Genomic DNA, 23,090 nt, shown 5'->3' with positions numbered 1-23,090 from the left:
TTCTTCATTATTAATTATTATCCGTATTTATGATGTTTGTTAACGTTGAATTGAAAACAATAGAATCGGTGATTGAACGTATTTTTGTTGGTACAAAATGGTTATTTTGCGCTTGAGCTTCTTCGATACTCATCAATCTCAATTGGCGTAAAGCAAAAATACCCGCGAGGTTAATACCACAATGCTGGGTGTAACCAATGCCTCCCGAAGGGCGCATATTAATTTCAAGCAATAAGGGGCGACCTTGATGATTATTTCGTGTTTGCACATTCACAAGACCATCTGCTTTCATGGCAGTGGCACACGCTTTGCCTAATTCATAAGCTTCACCTGAAATTTCGAGATGTTGTATTGCACCGTCTTTACGACGAGCGACGGCGGCAATGACATTACCTTGCTCGACAACCAGATCAACAGAGTATTCAGGGCCGGGTAAATAAGGCATGAGTACTAATGGTTCAAAGTGTTCAACCGCTTTTAATGCATCAATATATTGTTGTGGGTTAACCTGGCGGTTTTCTGGGTGATTGAAGAGTGCCATAGGAGAAACGTCACTATCGAAACGCCAAAAACCCATTCCGTAAATGCCTTTTACAGGCTTAATGCATAAAGAGATCTCACCAAAAGGTGGATTTTTTATTTGTTTTTCTAATTCATCGATTGAATCAATGTAAATAGACGGTACAACAGGAAGACCACACTGTTCCATGGTTTGTGCAAAAGCGACTTTATTATCAGCTAATTGAAGTTGTTCAAGCTGTGTCGCACCCGTGGTTAATTTTACCCCTAATGACTCAATTTCTTTGCGGTGTGATTCAAACCATGCGCTATTACGCCCAGTATGAATGACATTGACTTGATGCTGTTTTACAACATCAGCGATAAATTTTAAGCGCAATGTCTCTTCAAGAGGCTCATAAAAAGCGCCATCAGCAAGCGATAAAATCTCATTTCGAGTATGACGATGAGATGCGAGCACACAGATCTCTTGGTGCTGCTGTTTTGCAAAGTCTTTAACACTTTGAATTATATCGCGTTGTGATGATAAGCCTTCCATAAACCAAATTGTATTGTTCATTACGCTATATACCGTGAAATAAAAGTGTAGGGTTCAAGACCTATAATCATGAAGATTTCGAAGAACGGTGTCAATCATAATATGATTTATTTGATTTATGTTTAAATGAGACTAGTTAATCATGTTATTATGATGGCTGATTTGTATTTTTTGCATTTTATTTTTATATAAATATCAATTATATCAATTGGTTGACAAATCTTTAAATTTGATTGATAAAAATAGTCTTGCTCATGTACTTCATCATGATATGATGATTTTCACGATATGGATTTAATCACAAATGGCATTATTGTTTCACTCTACCTCTGAAGGAATTTAATTATGGTTTCATTAAGCAAGAATCAAACAGTTTCTCTCAGTAAACAAGCACCTACACTGAGCCATTTAATGTTTGGTTTGGGCTGGGATCCGATTAAGAAAAAAGGATTATTAGGTGGTCTTTTTGGTGGTGGTGGTTCTATTGATTTAGATGCAAGTTGCGTGTTACTTGACGCAAGTGGTAATCAAATCGATACCATTTGGTTTAGAAAATTAAAATCAAGTTGTCAGTCAGTGGTTCATTCTGGTGATAACTTAACCGGAGACGGTGACGGTGATGATGAAACCATTTTTGTTGATTTAGACCGTTTACCAACCAATGTTGAATACTTAGTCTTTACTGTAAACAGCTTCCGTGGACAAACATTTAATGAAGTTGAAAATGCATTTTGTCGTGTTGTTGATAAAAAAACAAACAAAGAGTTAGTGCGTTATACCTTAACAGAACAAGGTTCTCATACTGGTATCGTGATTGCTTCTATGCAACGCAACCATGGCCAATGGGATTTCACTGCATTTGGTGCGCCTTGTAAAGGTCGTGTTATTAACGACATGATGCCTGATATTGTAGCAACGGTGGTGCGATAATGAATATGACACCAGGTGGGAATTTACCCGTTCCTAATCAAACTCTAATCGTTCGAATTCAATCTGGGGCGCCTGTAGATGTTTCCGCCTTTAGACTGTATGCCTCAGGCAAAGTCAATGGTGATGCCGATATGGTGTTTTATGGGCAAACAGCAAGCGATGATCGCACGGTTATTTATGCAACAGCAGGAAATAGCACTTCTTTTACCGTAGATTTAACGCGTTTACGCCCAGATGTTGAAAAAATTGCGTTTACAGCGACCTGTGAAGGTCAACAAACTATTGCAAACTTGCAACGATTATCAATTCAAGTTGATGCTAATAATGAGGTTGTCGCGAACGGTAATGTTGATATTAATGGTCGTTCGGAAGCAGCATTAATTTTAGGTGAATTGTATCGTCGTAATGGTAGTTGGAAGTTCCGTTTTATCGCTCAAGGATTTAACGGTGGTTTAAAACCATTAGCTGAACATTTTGGTGTTGATATTGCTGACTCTGAACCCGCACCCGCACCGAAACCGGCACCAACGCCAGCGTCAAGTTCGGTGAACTTAAATAAGGTCTCTTTAACCAAAGAGAAACCGGCAATCAGCCTAACGAAGAAAGATGACTTCGGTAAAATTCGGATCAACCTTGATTGGCATCGTGAAAATAAGAGCAGTGGTTCTGGTTTATTAGGTGGGCTGTTTGGAGGAAATAAAGGTATCGACTTAGATATCGGTGCCTTTGTTGAACTTCAGCAAGGCCATAAATCCGTTATTCAGGCATTAGGAAACGGATTTGGTGATTTCAATCATATTCCTTATGTTGAGTTGCAAGGTGATGATCGTACGGGAGATGTCGCTGGTGGTGAATGGATTTTTGTCAATGGGCGTGAATGGAAAAATATTAAGCAAGTGCTGATTTTCGCGTTTATTTATGAAGGAGTGCCAAATTGGAGTAAGACTGATGGCGTGGTCACCATTCATATGCCAGATCAACCCCCTATCGAAACCCGTTTAACTGATGGTAATAATGGCCGTGGTATGTGTGCGATAGCACGGCTAGTTAATGAGAACGGTTCGATAAAAGTTGAACGTCTCAATGAGTTTTTTAAAGGCCACCGTGATATGGATAATGCCTATGGGTGGGGATTTCGCTGGACAGCGGGTTCTAAGTGATCAAGTTGATATAAGGAAAAATAACATGAGTTTTTTTAACAAATTAAAAGAAGGTTTTAATACGGGCCGTTCTGAGTTAGCAAAGCAAGTTGGTCGCTTTAAAAACAAAAAATTTATGCAAGGTACGGTGGCTGTTTGTGCGCGTATCGCCATCGCCAGCGACGGTGTGAGTTCTGAAGAAAAACAGAAGATGCTCGGTTTTTTAAAAGCATCGGATGAACTTAAAGTGTTTGATACCTCTGAGGTGATCGAATTCTTTAATAAGCTAATTACTAGTTTCGAATTCGATACCGAAGTCGGTAAAGGCGAAACGATGAAGTATATTCTGGCAATGAAAGATCAACCAGAAGCTGCACAATTAGCTATTCGTGTCGGTATTGCTGTTGCGAAAAGTGATGGTGATTTTGACAATGATGAAAAAGAAGCGGTGCGTGCTATTGCCATTGCATTAGGCTTTGAGCCCGCAGAATTTGGTTTGTAATTAATTTAATATAGGGAACCGTTCAGGAATTATTATGGTATCCACACATATTGGTTTTCCGACAGAAACTGTCATTGTCTTTGTAGTACTTGCGATTGGCGCTATTTTTGTCGACTTATTCATGCATCGTGCTGATAAGCCGATAACGTTAAAGAATGCCATATTTTGGTCTATATTCTGGGTTGCTATTGCTATGGCATTCGCAGGATTCCTTTATATTCACCATGGTGCAGAAGTTGCGAGCTTATTCGTAACAGGTTATGCGTTAGAAAAAGTGCTTTCTGTTGATAACTTGTTTGTCATGATGGCGATTTTTTCTTGGTTTGCCGTACCAGACCGCTTTCGTCACCGCGTTCTTTATTGGGGTATTATCGGTGCGATTGTATTCCGTGGGATCTTTGTTGCCATTGGTACAGGACTGTTAAGTTTAGGACCATATGTTGAGATAGTATTTGCCTTAATCGTTGCTTGGACGGCAGTTATGATGCTGAAAAGTGGTGATGATAGTGAAGAAATTGAAGACTATTCACAACATCTTGCTTATCGCTTAGTAAAACGATTTTTTCCTATATGGCCAAAAATCACTGGACACGCGTTCTTATTAACACAAAAAGAAGTGGATGTTGAATTAGCGAAACCTGAAAACAAAGATATCACTATCGGCCGTGGTACAAAAGCTGCGTTATATGCAACACCGCTTATGCTGTGTGTAGCAGTCGTGGAGCTTTCTGATGTGATGTTTGCTTTCGACTCGGTTCCCGCTATTATCGCAGTAAGCCGTGAACCCTTAATTGTCTATAGTGCAATGATGTTCGCAATTTTAGGCTTACGTACGCTTTACTTTGTGTTAGAAGCGTTAAAACAGTATCTCGTTTACCTTGAAAAAGCGGTTATTGTGCTGTTGTTCTTTATTGCTGCAAAATTGGGTTTAAATGCAACAGATCATATCTGGCAACATGGATATAGCATTTCCGCGACAACTAGCCTATTTGTTGTGCTGGGGGTTCTTGCTCTGGGTATTATTGCAAGCTTTGTATTTCCAGAGAAAAAAGATGATGAAGGTAAGACAAATTAATAAATATTCTTGAGAAATCAGAATATTAAAAACAAAACTAAAGAGGTTATAAAATGAGCGTTTCTCTTTCTAAAGGTGGTAATGTCTCTCTGAGCAAAGCAGCCCCAACGATGAAAAACGTCCTTGTCGGACTAGGTTGGGATGCCCGTTCTACAGATGGTCAAGATTTTGACTTAGATGCGTCTGTATTTCTGTTAGCTGCAAATGGAAAAGTGCGTAGCGATGCCGATTTCATTTTTTATAACAATTTAAGATCTGCTGATGGCTCAGTTGTGCATACTGGTGATAACCGCACAGGTGAAGGCGATGGTGATGATGAAGCGTTGAAAATCAAATTAGACATGATCCCGAACGATGTCGATAAGGTTATCTTCGTTGTCACTATCCATGATGCTCAAGCTCGTCGTCAGAGCTTTGGCCAAGTCTCAGGTGCATTTATTCGTTTAGTTAATGATGACAACCAAATTGAAGTTGCTCGTTATGACTTAACGGAAGATGCATCAACGGAAACTGCAATGCTATTTGGCGAGTTATATCGTCATGGTACAGAGTGGAAATTCCGTGCAGTAGGCCAAGGTTACGCGGGTGGTTTAGGCTCAGTTTGTGCTCAATACGGTATTAATGCCTCTTGATAGCTGATTTGTAAGATACTAACCACTGGCAATCATAAGAAGTGATTGCTAGTTTATTCAATAAAGTAGGAGCTTTGATATGGCAGTTTCCCTCGTTAAAGGTGGTAATGTTTCTCTGACTAAAGAAGCACCAACAATGTCGGTTGCTATGGTTGGTCTAGGATGGGATGCCCGCGTGACAGATGGCGCAGAATTTGATTTAGATGCGTCAGTATTCATGGTTGGTGAAGATGGAAAAGTACTTTCAGACGCCAGTTTTATCTTCTTTAATAACAAAGTGAGTCAATGTGGAAGCGTTGAACACCAAGGAGATAACCGTACTGGGGAAGGCGATGGTGATGATGAACAAGTCAAAATCACTTTATCAAAAGTCCCTGCTGAAGTGAAAAAACTGGTCTTTGCAGTCACTATTTATGATGCTGAAAATCGTAAACAAAACTTTGGTATGGTAAGCAACAGTTTTATGCGCGTTTATAACAACGACAATAATACTGAGATTGCACGCTTTGATCTTTCTGAAGATGCTTCTACAGAAACGGCAATGATCTTTGGTGAGTTATATCGTCATGGTTCAGAGTGGAAATTCAAAGCTGTTGGCCAAGGTTTTGCCGGTGGATTAGGTGCATTAGCGGCACAGCACGGCGTAAATATCTAAGACTTTATTTAGCCCTCGCATTAGCGGGGGCTTGTTGTTTGTATTGATAAGAGAACAGTCAGCGACTAAGATTCTTTTTTTACGGACACTTTAATTGGTGAGTTTTTAGATTTGCGACGACCGGTATGAAACTGGCGCCAATGAGGTGTTTGAGACGCGAGTAGCAATTCATAATCACCACGAGAGTCCCCCCAAGCTTTCATATGATATTGCGTTAAATCCCCGTAGACACCTTCTAATCGTTTAACTTTTTCACCACAGCGACAGTTATTCCCGATAATTTTGCCCGTCAATTTTCCATCAACAACTTCAAGTGTGGTGCCTATCAATTTAATCCCTAGTCTATCAGCAAAAGGCTGTAGCACCATTGCAGGTGATGCAGAGCAGATAGTGACTTGAGCATTACTTTTGATTTCTTCTGCGACTGCTAATAAGCCAGTAGGGCGCATTAACTTGGTCCAGTAAAGTTGACAAAACTCTTCTGCTTTCTCTTTTAGCCATTGCTCATCGATATTGGTTAAGAAGGTTTTAATAAGCACTTCTTTTAATTCATCACGAGTCAGTTTGCGTCTAAAGCAACGTAATGTAGGCAACACCATTTTAATTAAACGACGTGAGAATTTACGTCTTCCAAAGGCGAATTTTAGAAAAGGAATAAAACTGTCGCGATAGGTTAACGTGCCATCAAAGTCAAACACTGATAACGTTTTTACGGTATTTTTCGCGTTTTCAAATTGGGGTTGCATAGAGGGTAAGGCTCCGTAAATCATCAGAGTTCAAAAAAATATTTCACTTATTATATCATTGTTCTCAAAATGAGATAGTGTGTCTGTGACTTGTTGAAAATAAAGTATTTTTTCTTTTTTTTGATTGTGAATGAGTAAGGCATTATTTATATGGTGAATAAAAAATAAATTTTACCGTCCAATAGGAATACCCATGCTTTTGATAAAAAGCAGGCTTTTTATTATTAATAATATTGGTTGGAATATTTTATAAAGTAAAAATAAATGATTATTTATTTAAAGTAGAGTGATTGATTATTGATAGATTCATTTTTTGAAAATAAAAAACATTAACTTATAAATGCTTGTCTTAATTAAATAAAAAAACATCTTAGTCGATAAGAAAATAAATATTATCGATATATACATATAGGTGTTTTTATTATGAGTATTAAACGAACTGCTAAGATAGGTGCGTCTGTATTGTTCTTGGTTTTTATTATATCTTCTGCATTATCTTCATTCTTTATTTATAAAATGAAAAATAATTTTACTCAAGTGGAAACACTGCTAACACGTTATACGGACGTAATGATGGCGCGCTATGAATTAGCAATTATGCGTTCTAATGTAAATTTCTTGGCGCAAGATACCGCATTGGCAAATGAAAAATATATTGAAATTATTGAGAAAAATAAAAATATAGCCATAAGAGCCAAAAAAACAATGGGCGAGTGGGTAAAAGAGAAAAAAGTCAGTATAGAAGCACAGCAAAGCGTCGATGCTATCGCAAAATTATTTTATAATTTAGTTGATAGATTAATTGTTATATCAAACGATCCTGGGGCAATAAAAGTAAAGGATAAAGAATTTGACCAGGATTTTGAAAAATTAAATACTTTATTTGATAATTACGTTGCTATTAAAGCTAAGAATAGTGCTTCTCTTATTAATAACCAAAAAAATATGGTTGAATTTTCTCTTTACTCAACCATTATTTCATTACTAATTTTAGTGTTTATTTTATGTTTTGTTATTATTTGGGTAAATAAAATATTTATTTCTAATCTTCATTCGCTGTCTGATATTTTAAATAAAGTGGGTAAAGGTGAATTAGTTTTTACTTTACCTAAAATGAGAAAAGATGAGTTTGGTGAGCTATTTTTTCATGTTGGTAATATGCAAAAAGCATTAATCTCTACCATTCTTACGGTAAAAAGAGAAACTTTAGAGATAAAACGAGGTGCTTCGGAAATTGCATCAGGTAATCAAGAACTTTCTTCTCGTACTGAAGAACAAGCGAGCGCACTGCAGCAAACAGCTGCTAGTATGGAAGAAATTAAAACGGCAGTAGCTAATAACACCGAAAACACCCAAGAAGCGAATGTGATTATTAATCAATCCAATGACATCGTTAGAGATGGTGCTAGTGTGATGAAAGAAGCTATCTCGTCGATGAAAAAGATTGAGCAAGGTGCGTTAAAAGTGGGTGAGATTAATGACGTCATCAATAATCTCGCGAGTCAAACAAATATTTTAGCGTTAAATGCTGCAGTAGAGGCTGCAAGAGCAGGAGAACAAGGACGCGGTTTTACTGTAGTTGCTGCAGAGGTGCGAAATTTAGCCTCTAAAAGTGCAGATGCGGCAAAAGAAATAAGTCAGATATTAAAAGCATCTATAGAAGATGTGGCTGAAGGAACTTCGCTTGTTAATAAAACAGGGGAACACATGCAAGAAATTGTCGCTTCAATTGCAAAAGTAAACAATATTATGAAAGGGATAAGTCTTGCTTCAGAAGAGCAACGTGTTGGTATTGAACAAATTGCAGTGGCAATTAATCAGATGGATACCGTTGTACAGCAAAACGCTTCTTTAGTGGATCAAGGTGCATCTTCAACGATGATGTTAGACGAAAAAGCGCAGGTATTGATGGATAATGTGGCAGTGTTTCAAATAGAAGAGCAAGCATTATAATGATAAAAAACCACTCTGAATTAACTATCAGAGTGGTTTTTTATTCTATTCTGGTAAACGGAATAAGGGATTAATAATATTCAATCATAAAGGTCGTCGCACCATTGGCAGAACCTCTGCGGATAAGCGGTTATCAACACGAATATAACGTGCTCACATTGGGATACTGACCGTTCCTGCTTTTTCAGTAACCGGTTGTACAAAGGTAGTTGACATATTAAATTTAACAAAACCCTCGCCTACATCACCAAATGCAAGTTGGCTCCCTACACCTTTATGAGTTAATTCGTAAAATACTTAAAAAATATTAATCTATTCGTGATGTTTGTCATTTTGTGCGAAATACAAAAGAGTTATCTGCATGTCATTTCAATCAGAAGCGTTTTCCAGCCAGAGTAATTAATTAATAACACCAAAATATTATTTCATATTGGTATATCATCTAGATTAAGATGTAAAAATAAGCAGAAAAAACTAATTAACATCATTGATTGAGAATGTAGATAAAGCATTGTGTCGATAATTCTGATTAATAAGTAAATAAAATCTATTTCGTGCCGATAAATGAGTACATTTGTATTATTTAATTGCCGGGGTGGATTATTTCATGAGTATTGAAAGATCAGCTAAAGTAGGTTCCATTATACTGTTAGTCATTTTCTTATTATCATCAGTATTGTCGTCATTTTTTATTTATCGAATGCAAGGAAACTTTGCATCATTGGATTCCTTGAATACTAGATTGAATAATGTTCAAGAAGCGAGATATGAATTAGCCACTATTCGTTCTCACGTCAATTACCTGATGTTATTGAAAACAATGACGAATGAAGATAAGCAAGAAACGATTAAATCACTTGTTGTTGAAGCAAAAGAGTTGGCAACAAAATCAAAAGCAACTATCACGCATTGGGTAGAAGAAAAGAAAATAAGCCCTGATGCGCAACGTAACTCAGAACAACTTTCAGTCTTATTCTATTACCTTCTTGATGAGCTTATTGCACCTATTGATACATTAGCTTATACAGAAACCAATCTATCAAATGACTTTTCTAGACTTTCAGATCTTTTTGATGAATATCTAGTGATCACTAAAGGTGTAAATGATGATATTAAAGCACAACAAGCTTGGATGGTGCAGCTATCGATTTACACAACTATCATTGCGCTTGGCGTGATCCTTGTTCTTCTTTATATTGTCATTCGATGGGTAAATAAAACGTTTATCTTTAATCTGAATACATTATCTGCCATTTTGCAGAAAGTGGGAGAGGGGGATTTAAGTTTTACCTTACCGAAGAAACGAAATGATGAATTTGGAACTTTGTTTTCTAATGTAGGCAATATGCAAACTTCGCTAACATCTACTATTCAACTTGTTAAAGAAGAAGCATTAGAGATCAAAAAGAGCTCAGCAGAGATTGCTTCTGGCAACCAAGATCTCTCTTCTCGCACTGAGGAGCAAGCAAGTGCCCTACAACAAACAGCAGCCAGTATGGAAGAGATAAAAATTGCTGTTGTTAATAATACCGATAATGCGATTTTAGCAAACTCTATTACAGCGGAAACGCGTGATTTAGCGATTGATGGTTCTAATATCATGAATGATGCAATTAGCTCGATGAAAAAGATCGAAGTAGGAACATTAAAAGTTGCTGAAATCAATGATGTGGTTAATAACATTGCAAGCCAAACTAATATTCTTGCATTAAATGCTGCGGTTGAAGCAGCTCGTGCGGGTGAGCAAGGCCGTGGATTTACTGTTGTTGCAACAGAAGTGAGAAATTTAGCGGCAAGAAGTGCTGATGCTGCGCGTGAAATTAACCAAATCATCAGAGAGTCCGTAGCTGATGTGGCGCATGGTCGTGAATTAGTCAATAGAACAGGTGAACATATGCAAGACATCGTTTCTTCTATTACTAAAGTCAGCGATATTATGCAGGGTATTAGTATTGCATCAGAAGAACAAAAAGTGGGCATTGAGCAGATAGCCGTAGCCATTAACCAAATGGATTCTGTTGTGCAGCAAAATGCAGCTTTGGTTGAACAGGGGGCGACTTCGACAATGATTTTAGATGAGAAAGCACAAAATTTAACTGATAAAGTGTCCGTCTTTCAAATTAAAGAACAATACTAATAAATTTAACTAGTCATTAAATATCATATCTAAATCAGGCTCACTCTAAGTGAAAAACAAGAGTGAGCTTTATTATTGAGTGATTATTTAGCATACTTTTTTATTCTTTTTCTATTGTTATCTCATTAATAAAAAACATAGTAGAGAAATAAAACTGCACGTATTACTAATCTTACTTATATAAAAGAAAGTTTTTTATCTGATTAATTTTTAATTACAATAAAATAAATAATAATTTAATTAACTCATTTTAAATTTGAATTAGGATGAAAACGGGTTCTTACCTATAGGTGAGAACCCGAAAGATGAAGCTATGTTAGTCAATATAGAATGTGCAAATATGAGGCATTTATGGTTCAAGTTACTCGATGTTATTAATTACAATTCTGCTACTTCCATAACGGTACTTAGTACTGACCCCCAAGTAAATGAAGATGACGGTAGTACTGCGGATGCCTCTGCTAATTCATTGTTTATATTAGTCATGGATAACCCCATTACAAGGTGAGGTAAATTATCTATCTTTAATGGGTTATAACCTTTATATGGTTCATCAGATGAATGGGTTTCTTCTGGTGAATAATGAGGGTTTGGAATTGTTTCTTCAATAATATCACTACCTATTTTTGTGTAGATAGTAACAAGCTCTATTAATTGATTTGGAATATTTATATATGCAGAATATTCTTGTTCTTCAGTTAATACGGTTCTGAGTATGTCACTGACACGTTCTTTAATTTGATCATGATAATAATAGACGGTTTCAAGTGCAGAATAAAAATTATTTGTTGGTCTTATCTTATAAATATAAGATTTATTTTCGCTTGAGACATTGAGCAAATCTTTTGCAAATTTTTCACTTGATTTAAAACTTGATGTTGTCGGAATAAATGCAGAATCTTTACTTCCTCTTCTCCCTGAAACACCATTTACATGAGCATGAAAATTGATATTATTTCCCCAAGCGACAAATCCTTTTTCAAAAACCTCTTCTGGTGGTCTTGAATCCGCTCGATATACTTTACTGACTGGTCTAGCATATGATAGTTGTATATTAAATAAAATAAATAATATAATTAAAATTATTTTTTTCATTATAACCTCTTGTAGTTTTATAAAAATTTTATCGTGCTATATTATTTTCCTTTTTTATTTAGTTATAATTTCTTTTATTTTAGGATAATTAATGTTTTGATAACCCAATCATATATAAGCTATCATTACCAGGAATTTTTTTTTCACTCCCAACGCATATGACTATATCTGCTTGTGTCAGAAATGAAACTTTAGCGATATCGTAAAGTGTAGAGGCATTGTACATAATACCATAATGATAGGCGTCACCAGTCTTAGGTGCAAATTTTATATTGGCTGTTAATACTGGTTTTTCCCCATCGTTATAACTATTAGTTACAACCATGAGACTGGAAATTTTGCCATTTTTTACACTTCCATTTAATTTTTTGCAATAGCCGTCAAAATCAATACCGGCATGTGAAAATGATGAAAAGGAAAGAAGACTAATAATAAGTAATTTTTTCATTTATAACCTCTATATATTATTTACCATATTTTTATTTGATTGTTGTTTATTCCATTAATTAAATAGTTGATATTTACTGTTAGGTTTAATCTTTATATCAAAATAATGGAAACGATCTAAATATACATAGGTGGTTTTTTTAAAAAAATGTTTTTTTTTAACATATTATTAATGGAAAAATAATACTTATAGAATGAAAGTATTACTTGAAGATTTATCTGGCTTAAATAAATAAAAAATAATATGTTGTGTTTTTTCTGGGGGAATATTTGGCGTTTAACAGATTTTAGTTTTCTATTAATAAAAGAACAAAGTTTAAAGAGTAGAAAAAAGAATTATATATTAATAATAGAAGTAGTTACATTACGTGGAATTGATGATCCACATTTTACGCGAGAGTATTTATTTTTCAAAGCGTTATAGAATTTTGAAACTAAAACTTCTTGTCTTTTATAAATTAAATATTTCTTATTTTAATTTATGGAGAATAGATTCATCAATTAAGCTCTGTTGCTATTTTGTCGCCACTGATCTATAAAAACAAAAAAGCCACTTTTCCCAAAGTGGCTTAATGTGCTGATTTAACAGCTAAAATTTGGTGGCCCCTACTGGACTTGAACCAGTGACCAATCGATTATGAGTCGACTGCTCTAACCAACTGAGCTAAGGGGCCTTAATGGAGTGTGATTATACGTGCCATTTGACACGAGGTCTAGCCTTTGAATGACTGTATGCGCAATTTATGTTCAATCTAAACAATAAAAAAATAAAATAGAGAATAACTGTGATATCAATAACCTAGTGTTGGAATGGAGAGATAAGCTTAGGCCGATGTGTAATATTATAAATAAAAAGGCTATTTTTTATAAATGTGCGTTGCAGAAAGAGGTTGTTGCAAAGCACTCAATAATAGTCGCTAAAATAGAGATAACTTTAGTGATTAGTGATAAAAAAACGCCAGTGATATCACTGGCGTTTGTTATAACGTTGATTGAGAGTAAGTTAATTACTCGTCAAGGAAGCTACGTAATACTTCAGAACGGCTTGGGTGGCGTAATTTACGCAGTGCCTTTGCTTCAATCTGACGAATACGTTCACGGGTAACATCAAACTGTTTACCTACTTCTTCCAAAGTATGGTCAGTATTCATATCGATACCAAAACGCATACGCAGGACTTTCGCTTCACGTAATGTTAAACCAGCTAATACTTCGTGCGTTGCCGAACGTAAGCTTTCTGATGTTGCAGAATCCAGTGGTAATTCGAGAGTCGTATCCTCAATAAAATCACCTAAATGTGAATCTTCATCGTCACCGATTGGGGTTTCCATGGAGATTGGTTCTTTAGCGATTTTCAGTACCTTACGGATTTTATCTTCAGGCATCAGCATGCGTTCAGCAAGCTCTTCTGGTGAAGGTTCACGTCCCATCTCTTGCAACATTTGACGAGAGATACGGTTCAGTTTATTAATCGTTTCGATCATGTGAACAGGAATACGGATTGTGCGTGCCTGATCAGCGATTGAACGAGTAATTGCTTGGCGGATCCACCATGTTGCGTAAGTTGAGAATTTATAACCACGACGATATTCAAATTTATCAACCGCTTTCATCAGACCGATATTCCCTTCTTGGATCAGGTCAAGGAACTGTAAGCCACGGTTGGTATATTTTTTCGCGATAGAGATAACTAAACGTAAGTTCGCTTCAACCATCTCTTTTTTCGCACGACGTGCTTTTGCTTCACCGATAGACATACGACGGTTAATATCTTTAACTTGTTCGATTGTCAGACCAGTTTCAACTTCAATTTGTTGTAGCTTTTGTAAGCTACGTTGTACTTCTTCTTCAATACCTGCCAGTTTTTCAGACCAAGGTTTATTCATTGCACGAGCGGCAGTGAACCACGTGTCATTGGTTTCGTTACCGGTAAACAGCGTAATGAAGTTTTTCTTAGGCATCTTAACTTGATCAACACAAAGACGCATGATGTGACGTTCTTGAGTTCGTACTCGGTCCATCATGTCACGCATGTTGTTAACCAGATAGTCAAACTGTTTCGGTACTAAACGGAACTGTTTGAAAATTTCAGATAACAATAAGATTTCAAGTTCGGTGTCTTTGTGGTTACGACCTTTAGCCTTGATAGTCTGGCGAGTTTTTTCATATTGTTCACGAAGCTCAGTAAATTTCTGGCGAGCTAACTCAGGATCGATGCTGTTATCATCATCGCTATCGCTGTCATTATCACCATCTTCATCTTCGTCTTCATCTTCGTCTTTAGCATCGTCAACGTCATCGTCACTTTTGCCTAAATTGACCACTTCATTTTCTGCCACTTCTTCGGCATTTGGGTCGATAAACGCAGTAATTAAGTCAGAAAGACGTGCTTCACCAGCTTCAACACGATCGTATTGTTCAAGAAGATAAGTAATTGCTTCTGGATATTCAGCAACAGAGCATTGAACTTGGTTAATACCATCTTCAATACGTTTTGCGATATCAATTTCACCTTCCCGGGTAAGCAATTCAACCGTACCCATTTCGCGCATATACATACGCACAGGATCAGTTGTACGGCCAATCTCAGATTCTACACTAGAAAGTACCTGAGCCGCGGCTTCTGCCGCATCATCATCAGTGTCATTTGAATTTTCTGCCAGCATCAGATCATCGGCGTCAGGTGCTTCTTCCATAACCTGAATGCCCATGTCGTTAATCATCTGGATGATGTCTTCGATTTGATCTGAATCGACGATATCTTCCGGCAGATGGTCATTGACCTCAGCATAGGTCAGGTAGCCTTGCTCCTTACCTTTAGTAACAAGTAGCTTCAGCTGTGACTGCGGGTTTTGCTCCATAAGACGGTATCCACACTTCAAAGTAATTTGGGTTGGTGTCGGTCGGCGATAACTGTTCAGCCAACAATAACTACGGAGGGGCATTTTCATTGTCGATTGCTACGGTCCCCTCAGCGTAGCAAATGTAGGTTTTTAGTACCTACCGATAGCGGCAACTAAGCCGTGTTTTTAATCTTAATTCTGTATTCTGTATTTACTTTTTAACGCGTGCCTGTATTATCAATTGGACTTCTTCGCGTTCATCTTGCGTTAGGCCTTCTGTTCTCTCTTTTGCAATAAGAGCGTTTAAACGTTCGTCCATTGCGGTTAGAAAAAGATGATCTAACGTGTCTGTAAAGGTTTTTTCTGCAATCTCATCTATATCTATATCGTTCCACATTGCCAACTTTTCAAGCTGTTTACCGAATTTATTCTCTCTGTAGAGTTCAATAATCTGCCCTGTATTAAGGCCTGGTTGTGCTTGGCAAACTGAAACAAGTTCAATAAAGAGTGACAAACCTGCAATTTTTTCTGTATTCAATCCCTCAAGAGGGGGTACTAATTTAGAGAATTCTGGGTTTTGTATCAATAGGGCAATTAATATACGCATGGGTGTTGGGCGTAATATTGTCGGTTGATACGATAGTTCGTGATTTACCGATGTTCTACCAAATAAACGATCCATTTGCTCAATGTCGGGATTTCCCGTTAAGCTTCCAAGCTCTCTTAATAAATATAGACGTAAAGTTTCACTTGGGATCTTATCTATTAATGGTCGAGCTAAACTGTATAACTTACCATTGCCTTCTTGAGTACTTAGATCCACTTGCGGAACGAGTGAATCAAACAGGAATTCTGATAATGAATGCGCTTGCTCCATACGTTTTTCAAAGGCGTCTTTACCTTCACGACGTACCAATGAATCTGGATCATCTCCTTCAGGTAAAAACATAAAACGTAAAGAACGGCCATCATTTAAAAAAGGAAGTGCAGTTTCTAATGCACGCCATGCGGCATCACGTCCTGCTCTATCTCCATCATAGCAACAAATAATGTTATCCGTTGTCCTAAAGAGCAACTGAATATGTTCTGCTGTTGTAGAGGTTCCTAATGAGGCAACGGCATAATCAATACCAAACTGCGCTAATGCCACAACATCCATATAGCCTTCAACAACTAATAGCTTTGTAACGTTATTATTAGATTGTTGTGCTTCGTAAAGGCCGTAAAGTTGACGGCCTTTATGGAATATCTCTGTTTCTGGTGAGTTCAAATATTTAGGTAAATCATCGCCTAAAACACGGCCACCAAAGGCAATAACACGACCACGTCTATCTCTAATGGGAAACATGACTCGCTGGCGAAAACGGTCATAAGTACGACCATTATCGTTAGTTATTACCATGCCTGCTTCAAGAAGTAGGGCTTTATTATCGGCATTTTGACCAAATCGCTTTAGGACATTATCCCAGCCACTTGGTACATATCCAATAGAAAAACGACTAATAATATCTTCACTAAGACCACGGTGCGTGAGGTAATTTCTAGCTTCCTGAGCATCGGGCTTATTGAGTGCGCTACTATAATACTGATTCAATTTCTCCATCACTTGATAGAGATTTTGTCTTATATGTCGTTCAATTGGGCTACTGCCAGTCCCTGATTCATAAGGAACTTCTAACCCATGCATTGCTGCTAACTCTTCAATGGTTTCGACAAAATCGAGCCTGTCGTAGTTCATTAAAAAATCAATAGCATTGCCATGCGCACCGCAACCAAAACAGTGATAAAATTGTTTGTCGCTATTTACTGTGAATGAGGGCGTTTTTTCGTTATGAAACGGACAACACGCTGAATGATTTTTGCCTTGTTTTTTTAACGGCACACGAGCGTCGATAAGATCGATGATATCGGTTCGAGCCAGCAAATCATTAATAAATGAACGTGGAATTCGTCCAGCCATAAGCCCTTTTACGCCTGTTGTTGAACGAGAATAAGCCGCGCTCTCATAAGAAAGCACGGCCTTTAACTGCGACTACAGTGTCTGCATATGTTGCGGTATAAGCCGCAAAATATTAGTACAGACGAGTACGACGTGCGTTTTCGCGAGCTAATTTTTTAGCGTGACGTTTTACTGCTGATGCTTTAGCGCGTTTACGCTCAGTCGTTGGTTTTTCATAAAACTCACGACGACGAACTTCTGCTAATACGCCTGCTTTTTCACAAGAGCGTTTGAAACGACGAAGAGCAACGTCAAATGGCTCGTTTTCACGTACTTTGATTACCGGCATGTGCCTCTCACCTCAATAGAAATCGGTTTGCGCTGGCATTATTTAAGCCAGCCGACATTTAAAATGGTGCGGAATTTTACTTCAAAGCAGGGCACTTTGTAAAGAGATGCACAAAATTGAAACGCAAACTCTCACTTTTGTGTCTTTTTAGTGAGTACACAAAAAGCGAAAGTCGCTAACCACACATTTAAATCACTTAAAATAGGTGAGTAATTATAGACCAGAAAAAGGAATTTGTCACATGCTGGTATGTAAAAGATGTTGCGAAGGCGTATAAAATCACCGAAATAATGGTACAATTGATTTATTACGCGTGTCTGCGAAGAAGAATTTGGAAGCGTTATGCGAGTTTTAGGTATTGAAACATCTTGTGATGAAACCGGTATTGCAATTTATGATGATAAGGCCGGTTTATTAGCGAATCAACTTTATAGTCAAATTAAACTGCACGCTGATTATGGTGGTGTGGTGCCTGAGCTTGCTTCGCGGGATCATATCCGTAAAACAGTGCCTCTTATCCAAGCTGCACTAAAAGAAGCAAATTTAACGGCAAAAGATATTGATGCGGTTGCTTACACAGCAGGCCCAGGTCTTGTTGGCGCATTACTTGTGGGGGCAACTATCGGGCGTTCATTAGCTTTTGCATGGGATGTTCCCGCTATTCCGGTTCATCATATGGAAGGCCATTTATTAGCGCCAATGCTTGAAGAAAAAACGCCTGAATTTCCTTTTGTCGCGTTGTTAGTGTCAGGTGGTCACACACAATTAATTAGTGTGACAGGAATAGGTGAATACGCTTTATTAGGTGAGTCTATTGATGATGCCGCTGGAGAAGCTTTTGATAAAACAGCTAAATTACTGGGACTCGATTATCCCGGAGGCCCTGTATTATCGAAAATGGCACAACAAGGCACCGAAGGGCGATTTGTTTTCCCTCGCCCAATGACAGACCGACCTGGTCTTGATTTTAGCTTTTCAGGCTTAAAAACGTTTGCTGCTAATACCATTCGCCAAAATGATGACTCAGACCAAACTCGTGCTGATATTGCTCGTGCTTTTGAAGATGCTGTCGTTGATACTTTGGCGATAAAATGTCGTAGAGCTTTAGAGCAAACCGGCTTTAAGCGTTTAGTGATGGCAGGTGGCGTGAGTGCAAATCGTACATTGCGAGCTAAAATGGAAGCGGTGATGAAGCAATTAGGTGGGGAAGTTTTCTATGCTCGTCCTGAATTGTGTACTGATAATGGCGCCATGATCGCATTAGCAGGCATGATCCGTTTTAAAGGCGGTACTGAAGGCCCTCTAAGTGTGACGGTTAGGCCTCGTTGGCCATTAGCGCAATTGCCTGCACTGGAAAATAAATAGCGTATCAGTATAAAGAAAAGCCACTATTAAGTGGCTTTTTTGTGCAATTTATCTTTAGGTCTGAGTGAGATTAATCTTCTTTTTCTTGCTCTTTAGCTTCTTGAATAATCTCTTTTTCTGTTTTTTCTGTTTTCTTTTTTAACTTATGCCAGATCCGGCTTTCTTGGCCACGCCATAAACGTTGAATATTGTCGTGATGACGGTAAAGTACCAGACATGATAGTAAAGCAACGGGATAAGTGAATTCTGGCTTAAACCACCAAACATAAAAAGGGGCAAGCAATGCGCTGATAATAGCGCCAAGCGATGAATAGCCACTGAGTAATACGGTGAGTAACCAAGTTCCAGCAATAAGGCCACTTAAATCCCAACCAATGGCGGCAATAGCCCCAAAGGCCGTAGCAACCCCTTTTCCGCCTTTAAAGTGGAAGAAAACGGGGTAGATATGACCAAGACAAGCAGCGATGGCAACAATGCCGAGGTAAAAAGGAGGCACATTTAAATAATAGGCGAGCCAAACAGGGATCATCCCTTTTAGGACGTCACAGATAAGAACTGCCGCAGCGGCTGCTTTTCCACCAATACGTAGGACGTTGGTCGCTCCGGGATTGCCAGAGCCAAATTTTCTTGGATCAGGTAATCTTGCCAGTCGGCAAATCAATATCGCGCTGGAGATTGAGCCGCACAAGTAGGCGAAGATGATCATTCCAAGTGCGTTAGCACTCATTTGTATTCTCCAATGTTTATGTAAGTTCGTTAGGCATGTATGGATAATACGCATATTTCATCGGAAGTGGTATCCGATGAGCAGAAAAAATAAGAGATGACGTGATGGATATCGTATTTATTGAGCAATTATCAGTAATAACTACAATCGGTGTTTATGATTGGGAAAAAAACATAAAACAAAAATTAGTGTTCGATATCGAAATGGAATGGGATAACAAACGCGCATCCCAAACCGATGATGTTGCTCATTGTTTAGACTATGCCAGTGTAAGTAATGCAATCATTAATTATGTTGAGACACGATGTTTTGAGCTGGTTGAACGTGTTGCAGAAGAAGTGGCGCAGCTCTTGATAACTCAATTTTCTGTGCCTAGAGTAAAAATTAAATTAGCTAAACCAGGTGCAGTAGCTCAAGCGACAAGTGTGGGGGTAATTATTGAGCGTAAGGCTTAATTATTCGTTATCCTGATTAAGTCGCGATTTCCATTCTATAATCGCGACTTCTCGTTGTTTTGTTAACGCCTCTCGTATTGCACTGCCTTTTAATCCACTTTCAATTATTGGTTTTATATCTACGCTATTGGCTATTGCAAAAGCTTGGCAAAGAAACGTGCGCTGAGGATAAACGATATTTTCTAATCCTTTGCGTCCTCTTGCATCAGCTTCACTCACCATCGCTAATTGCTCAACCCGTTCAGGTTTTCGCCATGCATCAATGGCATCAAATAAGTGGATTATTTTAGAAGGGCGCATTCTATCAATACGATGGATATGATCGTGAAATTTTGCTGTTAAGCGAGCCAGATCACGAATATGGTTTGGAATACGATAGCGTTGGCATAATGCTTCAACTAAAGGTACACCTGCTGGACCATGTCCATGATGATGAGGCCATTTTTCAGGTGGTGTTAATCCTTTTCCCAAATCATGACATAAAGCACTAAAGCGTACAGCAATATCATTTGTTAATTGGCTAGCGATATTAAGTACCATCATAGCGTGAAGGCCGGTATCAATTTCAGGATGCCATTTTTCAGGGGCAGGAATACCAAACAGGGCATCAATTTCAGGGAAAAGAATTTTTAAAGCACCACATTGGCGTAAAACTTCGAAGTAAACCTGAGGTGCAGGACTCTCAAGGGCCTTTTCAGTCTCTTTCCAAACGCGTTCTGCCGTTAATGCATTTAGTTCGCCACTTTGCGCCATTACTTTCATTAACTGCAGCGTTTCTGGTGCTACGCTAAAATCTAAAGGCGCAAATCGAGCCGCAAATCGTGCAACACGTAGAACTCTTAAGGGATCTTCTGAAAATGCGTCAGAGACATGGCGAAGTAATCTTGCATTGATGTCATCTATGCCGTGATAAGGGTCGACATATTCGCTATCGGCAGAATAAGCAATAGCGTTAATGGTGAGATCTCGACGGGCTAAATCATCTTCTAAGGTAACATCTGGTGCCGCGTAGCAGGTAAATCCCGTGTAGCCAGAGCCTGATTTTCTCTCCGTGCGCGCAAGGGCATATTCTTCGTGTGTATCAGGATGAAGAAAAACGGGAAAATCTTTCCCAACTTGTTGATAGCCTTGTTGTAACAGCTCTTCAGGTGTTGCGCCGACAACGACCCAATCTCTGTCTTTTACTGGCATCTGTAATAATTGGTCACGTACAGCGCCACCAACCAGATATATTTTCACGGGATCATGATTCCTTTTGGCTGAATGTTAGTTCATCCAACGATCGTTGCGTTTACGGCGACGAGGAATGATATGCGGAAGGATCAGACCAAAAATAAGACCTGCACCGGCAACACCTCCACCATACATAAACCACTGTAAGATGATGTCGCGTTGTCTGTCATCTAACTGTTGATTAGCAAAATCAAGTTTTTTCTCAGCAACAGCAAGTTTTGTTCTCATCTGCTCATTTTCTTTTTTCAATCCGTTGATAATGTCATCGCTGTTTGAAACTTTATTTTGCATATCTATAGTACGTTGATTCCAGCTTTGATCGATATTCGCCAGTTTATCGCGCAGTGTTTGGATCTCTTTTTCCATAGCAGGAATACGAGTACGCATGCTTGGTTGGGTACTCAGTTGGTTTTCTGGCAACCAAACAGTACGATCTTTATCGTCTTTAATTTGTACATAACCCGTTGCCGCATTACGAGAAAGTACAGTCACTGTTGAACCTGAATTTAAAGAGCCAACAATTCGATACTGATTTCCTGGTCCACTATGCACATAAGTGGATAATTCATCGGAAACATAGCGAGTTTCTGCGTGTGAGCTCAGAGAGATACCTAAGCCAAGTAAGGAAATAAAAAGTAAGGGTAATTTTCGCATTATGTTTTCAACTTTTTTATCTATACAAGAGAATATTTTTACTGATACTAAAGAGTAAAGTTTGCGTAAGCAAATAGTAAACCAGAATGAGAACAGTCTTAACTGGTAGAATATAGGGATAATCTGCCTTTTATTCATTATTGTTATTAGGCTATCACTTGCTAAATGAAAATGCGTCAAATATTTTACTAATCAATTGATTTACTTAAGGGAAATAGAATGAGCCAATTAGAAACTGAACTCAAAATGAGTGCCATACCTGCCGCTATTCCTCATATTATTCAGCGCATTCTGACTTTACCACATCAGCATTCTGCTCCTAAAAAGCTGACTAATCTTTACTTTGAGACTGCTGATAATCAAATTCGTCGTTGGGATATGGGATTACGTATTCGTGGTGTTGATGAAAGTTATGAGATGACGATTAAAACAGCAGGCAACGTCGTTGCTGGGTTACATCAACGTCCAGAATATAACGTTGAATTAGCACAACCTAAATTAGAATTAGCGCGTTTCCCTACTGAAATTTGGCCAGAAAAGACTGATATTGCTTTATTGGAATCTCGACTTAATGTGCTATTTCATACGGATTTTTATCGTGAAATCTGGCTTGTCGAGTACCAAAATAGCCAAATTGAGGTGGTTTTAGATAAAGGCACGATCCGTACCGAACAATATGAATTACCTATTGAAGAGTTTGAGCTAGAACTTAAAAAAGGCAATGTGTCAGATGTTATTGCATTAGCGACGTATTTAGGTGAAAAAGGCGGATTACGCCTTGCCTCCCGCAGTAAAGCTGCGAGAGGCTATTATCTAGCAAAAGATAAACCATCGTTATCGTTGAGTGTAGTAAACCTTTCTCCCAGTGATACAACAGCTCAACAACTCACTAAATGGCTAAGTGCAATACAGGCATTGGAAGAGGCCATTTTTGCTAATCCAATTCCACCAACAATTACTATGCCAGCAATGTTAGCGTTATTTTCTGACTGGTGTAAAAAACAGGCTGATTTGCCTGCTTCTATGCAACATTCACTCAATGCCATTTCGCCGTTAACATTTACAACTGCAACCGACTATTATCATGTTTTATGGTTGAACTTTAAGTTATCTTCTACGGCATGGTTATTGTCTATTGCTTAATTTCCTGACAACGT

21 protein-coding genes and 1 tRNA gene are annotated in these 23,090 nt (G+C 38.1%); 11 read left to right on the top strand and 11 right to left on the bottom strand.

Annotated elements, in window-relative coordinates; all coding sequences use genetic code 11:
- Positions 1–10: 10 nt before the first annotated feature.
- A complete protein-coding gene (locus tag GWJ05_RS03145; protein ID WP_036934208.1) occupies positions 11–1,078 on the bottom strand; it encodes an ATP-grasp domain-containing protein in 1,068 nt (355 codons plus the stop codon).
- Positions 1,079–1,402: 324 nt separating this feature from the next.
- On the opposite strand from GWJ05_RS03145, the gene GWJ05_RS03140 reads away from it, so the two are divergent.
- From GWJ05_RS03140 to GWJ05_RS03115, 6 genes are all read left to right on the top strand, one after another.
- On the top strand, positions 1,403–1,987 hold the full coding sequence (locus tag GWJ05_RS03140; protein WP_036934205.1) for a TerD family protein: 585 nt from the start codon (positions 1,403–1,405) through the stop codon (positions 1,985–1,987).
- Positions 1,987–3,147: a TerD family protein gene (locus GWJ05_RS03135; protein WP_036934204.1), complete on the top strand. Its 1,161-nt coding sequence runs from the start codon at positions 1,987–1,989 to the stop codon at positions 3,145–3,147. The genes GWJ05_RS03140 and GWJ05_RS03135 overlap by 1 nt, the downstream gene beginning before the upstream one ends.
- 25 nt (positions 3,148–3,172) lie before the next feature.
- The gene (locus GWJ05_RS03130) at positions 3,173–3,628 is read left to right on the top strand and encodes a tellurite resistance TerB family protein (protein WP_036934202.1); all 456 of its coding nucleotides are present in this window, start codon (positions 3,173–3,175) and stop codon (positions 3,626–3,628) included.
- Positions 3,629–3,662: 34 nt separating this feature from the next.
- Positions 3,663–4,703 carry a TerC/Alx family metal homeostasis membrane protein gene (locus GWJ05_RS03125; protein WP_036934200.1) on the top strand — a complete coding sequence of 347 codons (1,041 nt, stop codon included), beginning with the start codon at positions 3,663–3,665 and terminating at the stop codon, positions 4,701–4,703.
- 53 nt (positions 4,704–4,756) lie between these two features.
- Positions 4,757–5,335 (top strand): TerD family protein, encoded by a 579-nt coding sequence (locus GWJ05_RS03120; protein ID WP_006536043.1) that lies wholly within the window; start codon positions 4,757–4,759, stop codon positions 5,333–5,335.
- 79 nt (positions 5,336–5,414) lie between these two features.
- A complete protein-coding gene (locus GWJ05_RS03115; RefSeq protein ID WP_036934197.1) occupies positions 5,415–5,990 on the top strand; it encodes a TerD family protein in 576 nt (191 codons plus the stop codon).
- A gap of 65 nt (positions 5,991–6,055) precedes the next feature.
- Here GWJ05_RS03115 and GWJ05_RS03110 read toward each other — a convergent pair whose 3' ends face one another.
- A complete protein-coding gene (locus GWJ05_RS03110) occupies positions 6,056–6,736 on the bottom strand; it encodes an HAD family hydrolase (RefSeq protein ID WP_036934195.1) in 681 nt (226 codons plus the stop codon).
- 423 nt (positions 6,737–7,159) lie between these two features.
- Here GWJ05_RS03110 and GWJ05_RS03105 point away from each other — a divergent pair, with 423 nt between their 5' ends.
- Both GWJ05_RS03105 and GWJ05_RS03100 read left to right on the top strand, forming a co-directional pair.
- A complete protein-coding gene (locus tag GWJ05_RS03105; protein WP_087803401.1) occupies positions 7,160–8,689 on the top strand; it encodes a methyl-accepting chemotaxis protein in 1,530 nt (509 codons plus the stop codon).
- 607 nt (positions 8,690–9,296) lie between these two features.
- The gene (locus tag GWJ05_RS03100) at positions 9,297–10,826 is read left to right on the top strand and encodes a methyl-accepting chemotaxis protein (protein ID WP_036934190.1); all 1,530 of its coding nucleotides are present in this window, start codon (positions 9,297–9,299) and stop codon (positions 10,824–10,826) included.
- Between the two features lie 378 nt (positions 10,827–11,204).
- Here GWJ05_RS03100 and GWJ05_RS03095 read toward each other — a convergent pair whose 3' ends face one another.
- From GWJ05_RS03095 to rpsU, 6 genes are all read right to left on the bottom strand, one after another.
- The gene (locus GWJ05_RS03095) at positions 11,205–11,921 is read right to left on the bottom strand and encodes a scabin-related ADP-ribosyltransferase (RefSeq protein WP_036934188.1); all 717 of its coding nucleotides are present in this window, start codon (positions 11,919–11,921) and stop codon (positions 11,205–11,207) included.
- Positions 11,922–12,009: 88 nt separating this feature from the next.
- The gene (locus tag GWJ05_RS03090) at positions 12,010–12,369 is read right to left on the bottom strand and encodes a hypothetical protein (RefSeq protein ID WP_161681051.1); all 360 of its coding nucleotides are present in this window, start codon (positions 12,367–12,369) and stop codon (positions 12,010–12,012) included.
- A gap of 596 nt (positions 12,370–12,965) precedes the next feature.
- Positions 12,966–13,042: transfer RNA gene (locus GWJ05_RS03085), tRNA-Ile, on the bottom strand.
- Between the two features lie 333 nt (positions 13,043–13,375).
- Entirely contained in the window at positions 13,376–15,229 is a 1,854-nt protein-coding gene (gene rpoD, locus GWJ05_RS03080) for an RNA polymerase sigma factor RpoD (RefSeq protein WP_036934184.1), read from the bottom strand.
- A gap of 193 nt (positions 15,230–15,422) precedes the next feature.
- Positions 15,423–17,171 (bottom strand): DNA primase, encoded by a 1,749-nt coding sequence (gene dnaG, locus GWJ05_RS03075; protein WP_036934182.1) that lies wholly within the window; start codon positions 17,169–17,171, stop codon positions 15,423–15,425.
- A gap of 112 nt (positions 17,172–17,283) precedes the next feature.
- Positions 17,284–17,499, bottom strand: coding sequence for a 30S ribosomal protein S21 (rpsU, locus tag GWJ05_RS03070; RefSeq protein WP_001144069.1), 216 nt, complete (start codon positions 17,497–17,499; stop codon positions 17,284–17,286).
- Between the two features lie 342 nt (positions 17,500–17,841).
- On the opposite strand from rpsU, the gene tsaD reads away from it, so the two are divergent.
- The gene (gene tsaD, locus GWJ05_RS03065) at positions 17,842–18,864 is read left to right on the top strand and encodes a tRNA (adenosine(37)-N6)-threonylcarbamoyltransferase complex transferase subunit TsaD (protein ID WP_036934179.1); all 1,023 of its coding nucleotides are present in this window, start codon (positions 17,842–17,844) and stop codon (positions 18,862–18,864) included.
- 70 nt (positions 18,865–18,934) lie between these two features.
- Here tsaD and plsY read toward each other — a convergent pair whose 3' ends face one another.
- Positions 18,935–19,591 carry a glycerol-3-phosphate 1-O-acyltransferase PlsY gene (gene plsY, locus GWJ05_RS03060; protein ID WP_023582777.1) on the bottom strand — a complete coding sequence of 219 codons (657 nt, stop codon included), beginning with the start codon at positions 19,589–19,591 and terminating at the stop codon, positions 18,935–18,937.
- A gap of 104 nt (positions 19,592–19,695) precedes the next feature.
- Between plsY and folB the strand changes: the two genes are divergently transcribed.
- Positions 19,696–20,046, top strand: coding sequence for a bifunctional dihydroneopterin aldolase/7,8-dihydroneopterin epimerase (folB, locus tag GWJ05_RS03055; RefSeq protein ID WP_103005095.1), 351 nt, complete (start codon positions 19,696–19,698; stop codon positions 20,044–20,046).
- On the opposite strand, the gene GWJ05_RS03050 is transcribed toward folB, so the two are convergent.
- A complete protein-coding gene (locus GWJ05_RS03050) occupies positions 20,047–21,285 on the bottom strand; it encodes a multifunctional CCA addition/repair protein (protein ID WP_161681049.1) in 1,239 nt (412 codons plus the stop codon). It abuts the gene before it with no gap.
- Positions 21,286–21,312: 27 nt separating this feature from the next.
- Complete coding sequence (locus tag GWJ05_RS03045) at positions 21,313–21,933, bottom strand: TIGR04211 family SH3 domain-containing protein (protein WP_036934173.1); 621 nt, start codon at positions 21,931–21,933, stop codon at positions 21,313–21,315.
- A gap of 219 nt (positions 21,934–22,152) precedes the next feature.
- Between GWJ05_RS03045 and GWJ05_RS03040 the strand changes: the two genes are divergently transcribed.
- Positions 22,153–23,076 carry a CYTH domain-containing protein gene (locus GWJ05_RS03040; protein ID WP_103005093.1) on the top strand — a complete coding sequence of 308 codons (924 nt, stop codon included), beginning with the start codon at positions 22,153–22,155 and terminating at the stop codon, positions 23,074–23,076.
- The last annotated feature ends 14 nt before the right edge of the window (positions 23,077–23,090 follow it).

Source organism: Proteus sp. G2626 (genome assembly GCF_009915985.1).
GTDB lineage: Bacteria > Pseudomonadota > Gammaproteobacteria > Enterobacterales > Enterobacteriaceae > Proteus > Proteus vulgaris.
The sequence above is the reverse complement of the archived record's forward strand: the minus strand, read 5'-3'. Positions and strand labels throughout refer to the sequence as shown.

What these genes read in the sequence shown, in the direction of transcription:
- GWJ05_RS03145 (WP_036934208.1), bottom strand. Translation starts at nt 1,078, where the DNA reads ATGAACAATACAATTTGGTTTATGGAAGGCTTATCATCACAACGCGAT.
- GWJ05_RS03140 (WP_036934205.1), top strand. Translation starts at nt 1,403, where the DNA reads ATGGTTTCATTAAGCAAGAATCAAACAGTTTCTCTCAGTAAACAAGCA.
- GWJ05_RS03135 (WP_036934204.1), top strand. Translation starts at nt 1,987, where the DNA reads ATGAATATGACACCAGGTGGGAATTTACCCGTTCCTAATCAAACTCTA.
- GWJ05_RS03130 (WP_036934202.1), top strand. Translation starts at nt 3,173, where the DNA reads ATGAGTTTTTTTAACAAATTAAAAGAAGGTTTTAATACGGGCCGTTCT.
- GWJ05_RS03125 (WP_036934200.1), top strand. Translation starts at nt 3,663, where the DNA reads ATGGTATCCACACATATTGGTTTTCCGACAGAAACTGTCATTGTCTTT.
- GWJ05_RS03120 (WP_006536043.1), top strand. Translation starts at nt 4,757, where the DNA reads ATGAGCGTTTCTCTTTCTAAAGGTGGTAATGTCTCTCTGAGCAAAGCA.
- GWJ05_RS03115 (WP_036934197.1), top strand. Translation starts at nt 5,415, where the DNA reads ATGGCAGTTTCCCTCGTTAAAGGTGGTAATGTTTCTCTGACTAAAGAA.
- GWJ05_RS03110 (WP_036934195.1), bottom strand. Translation starts at nt 6,736, where the DNA reads ATGCAACCCCAATTTGAAAACGCGAAAAATACCGTAAAAACGTTATCA.
- GWJ05_RS03105 (WP_087803401.1), top strand. Translation starts at nt 7,160, where the DNA reads ATGAGTATTAAACGAACTGCTAAGATAGGTGCGTCTGTATTGTTCTTG.
- GWJ05_RS03100 (WP_036934190.1), top strand. Translation starts at nt 9,297, where the DNA reads ATGAGTATTGAAAGATCAGCTAAAGTAGGTTCCATTATACTGTTAGTC.
- GWJ05_RS03095 (WP_036934188.1), bottom strand. Translation starts at nt 11,921, where the DNA reads ATGAAAAAAATAATTTTAATTATATTATTTATTTTATTTAATATACAA.
- GWJ05_RS03090 (WP_161681051.1), bottom strand. Translation starts at nt 12,369, where the DNA reads ATGAAAAAATTACTTATTATTAGTCTTCTTTCCTTTTCATCATTTTCA.
- rpoD (WP_036934184.1), bottom strand. Translation starts at nt 15,229, where the DNA reads ATGGAGCAAAACCCGCAGTCACAGCTGAAGCTACTTGTTACTAAAGGT.
- dnaG (WP_036934182.1), bottom strand. Translation starts at nt 17,171, where the DNA reads ATGGCTGGACGAATTCCACGTTCATTTATTAATGATTTGCTGGCTCGA.
- rpsU (WP_001144069.1), bottom strand. Translation starts at nt 17,499, where the DNA reads ATGCCGGTAATCAAAGTACGTGAAAACGAGCCATTTGACGTTGCTCTT.
- tsaD (WP_036934179.1), top strand. Translation starts at nt 17,842, where the DNA reads ATGCGAGTTTTAGGTATTGAAACATCTTGTGATGAAACCGGTATTGCA.
- plsY (WP_023582777.1), bottom strand. Translation starts at nt 19,591, where the DNA reads ATGAGTGCTAACGCACTTGGAATGATCATCTTCGCCTACTTGTGCGGC.
- folB (WP_103005095.1), top strand. Translation starts at nt 19,696, where the DNA reads ATGGATATCGTATTTATTGAGCAATTATCAGTAATAACTACAATCGGT.
- GWJ05_RS03045 (WP_036934173.1), bottom strand. Translation starts at nt 21,933, where the DNA reads ATGCGAAAATTACCCTTACTTTTTATTTCCTTACTTGGCTTAGGTATC.
- GWJ05_RS03040 (WP_103005093.1), top strand. Translation starts at nt 22,153, where the DNA reads ATGAGCCAATTAGAAACTGAACTCAAAATGAGTGCCATACCTGCCGCT.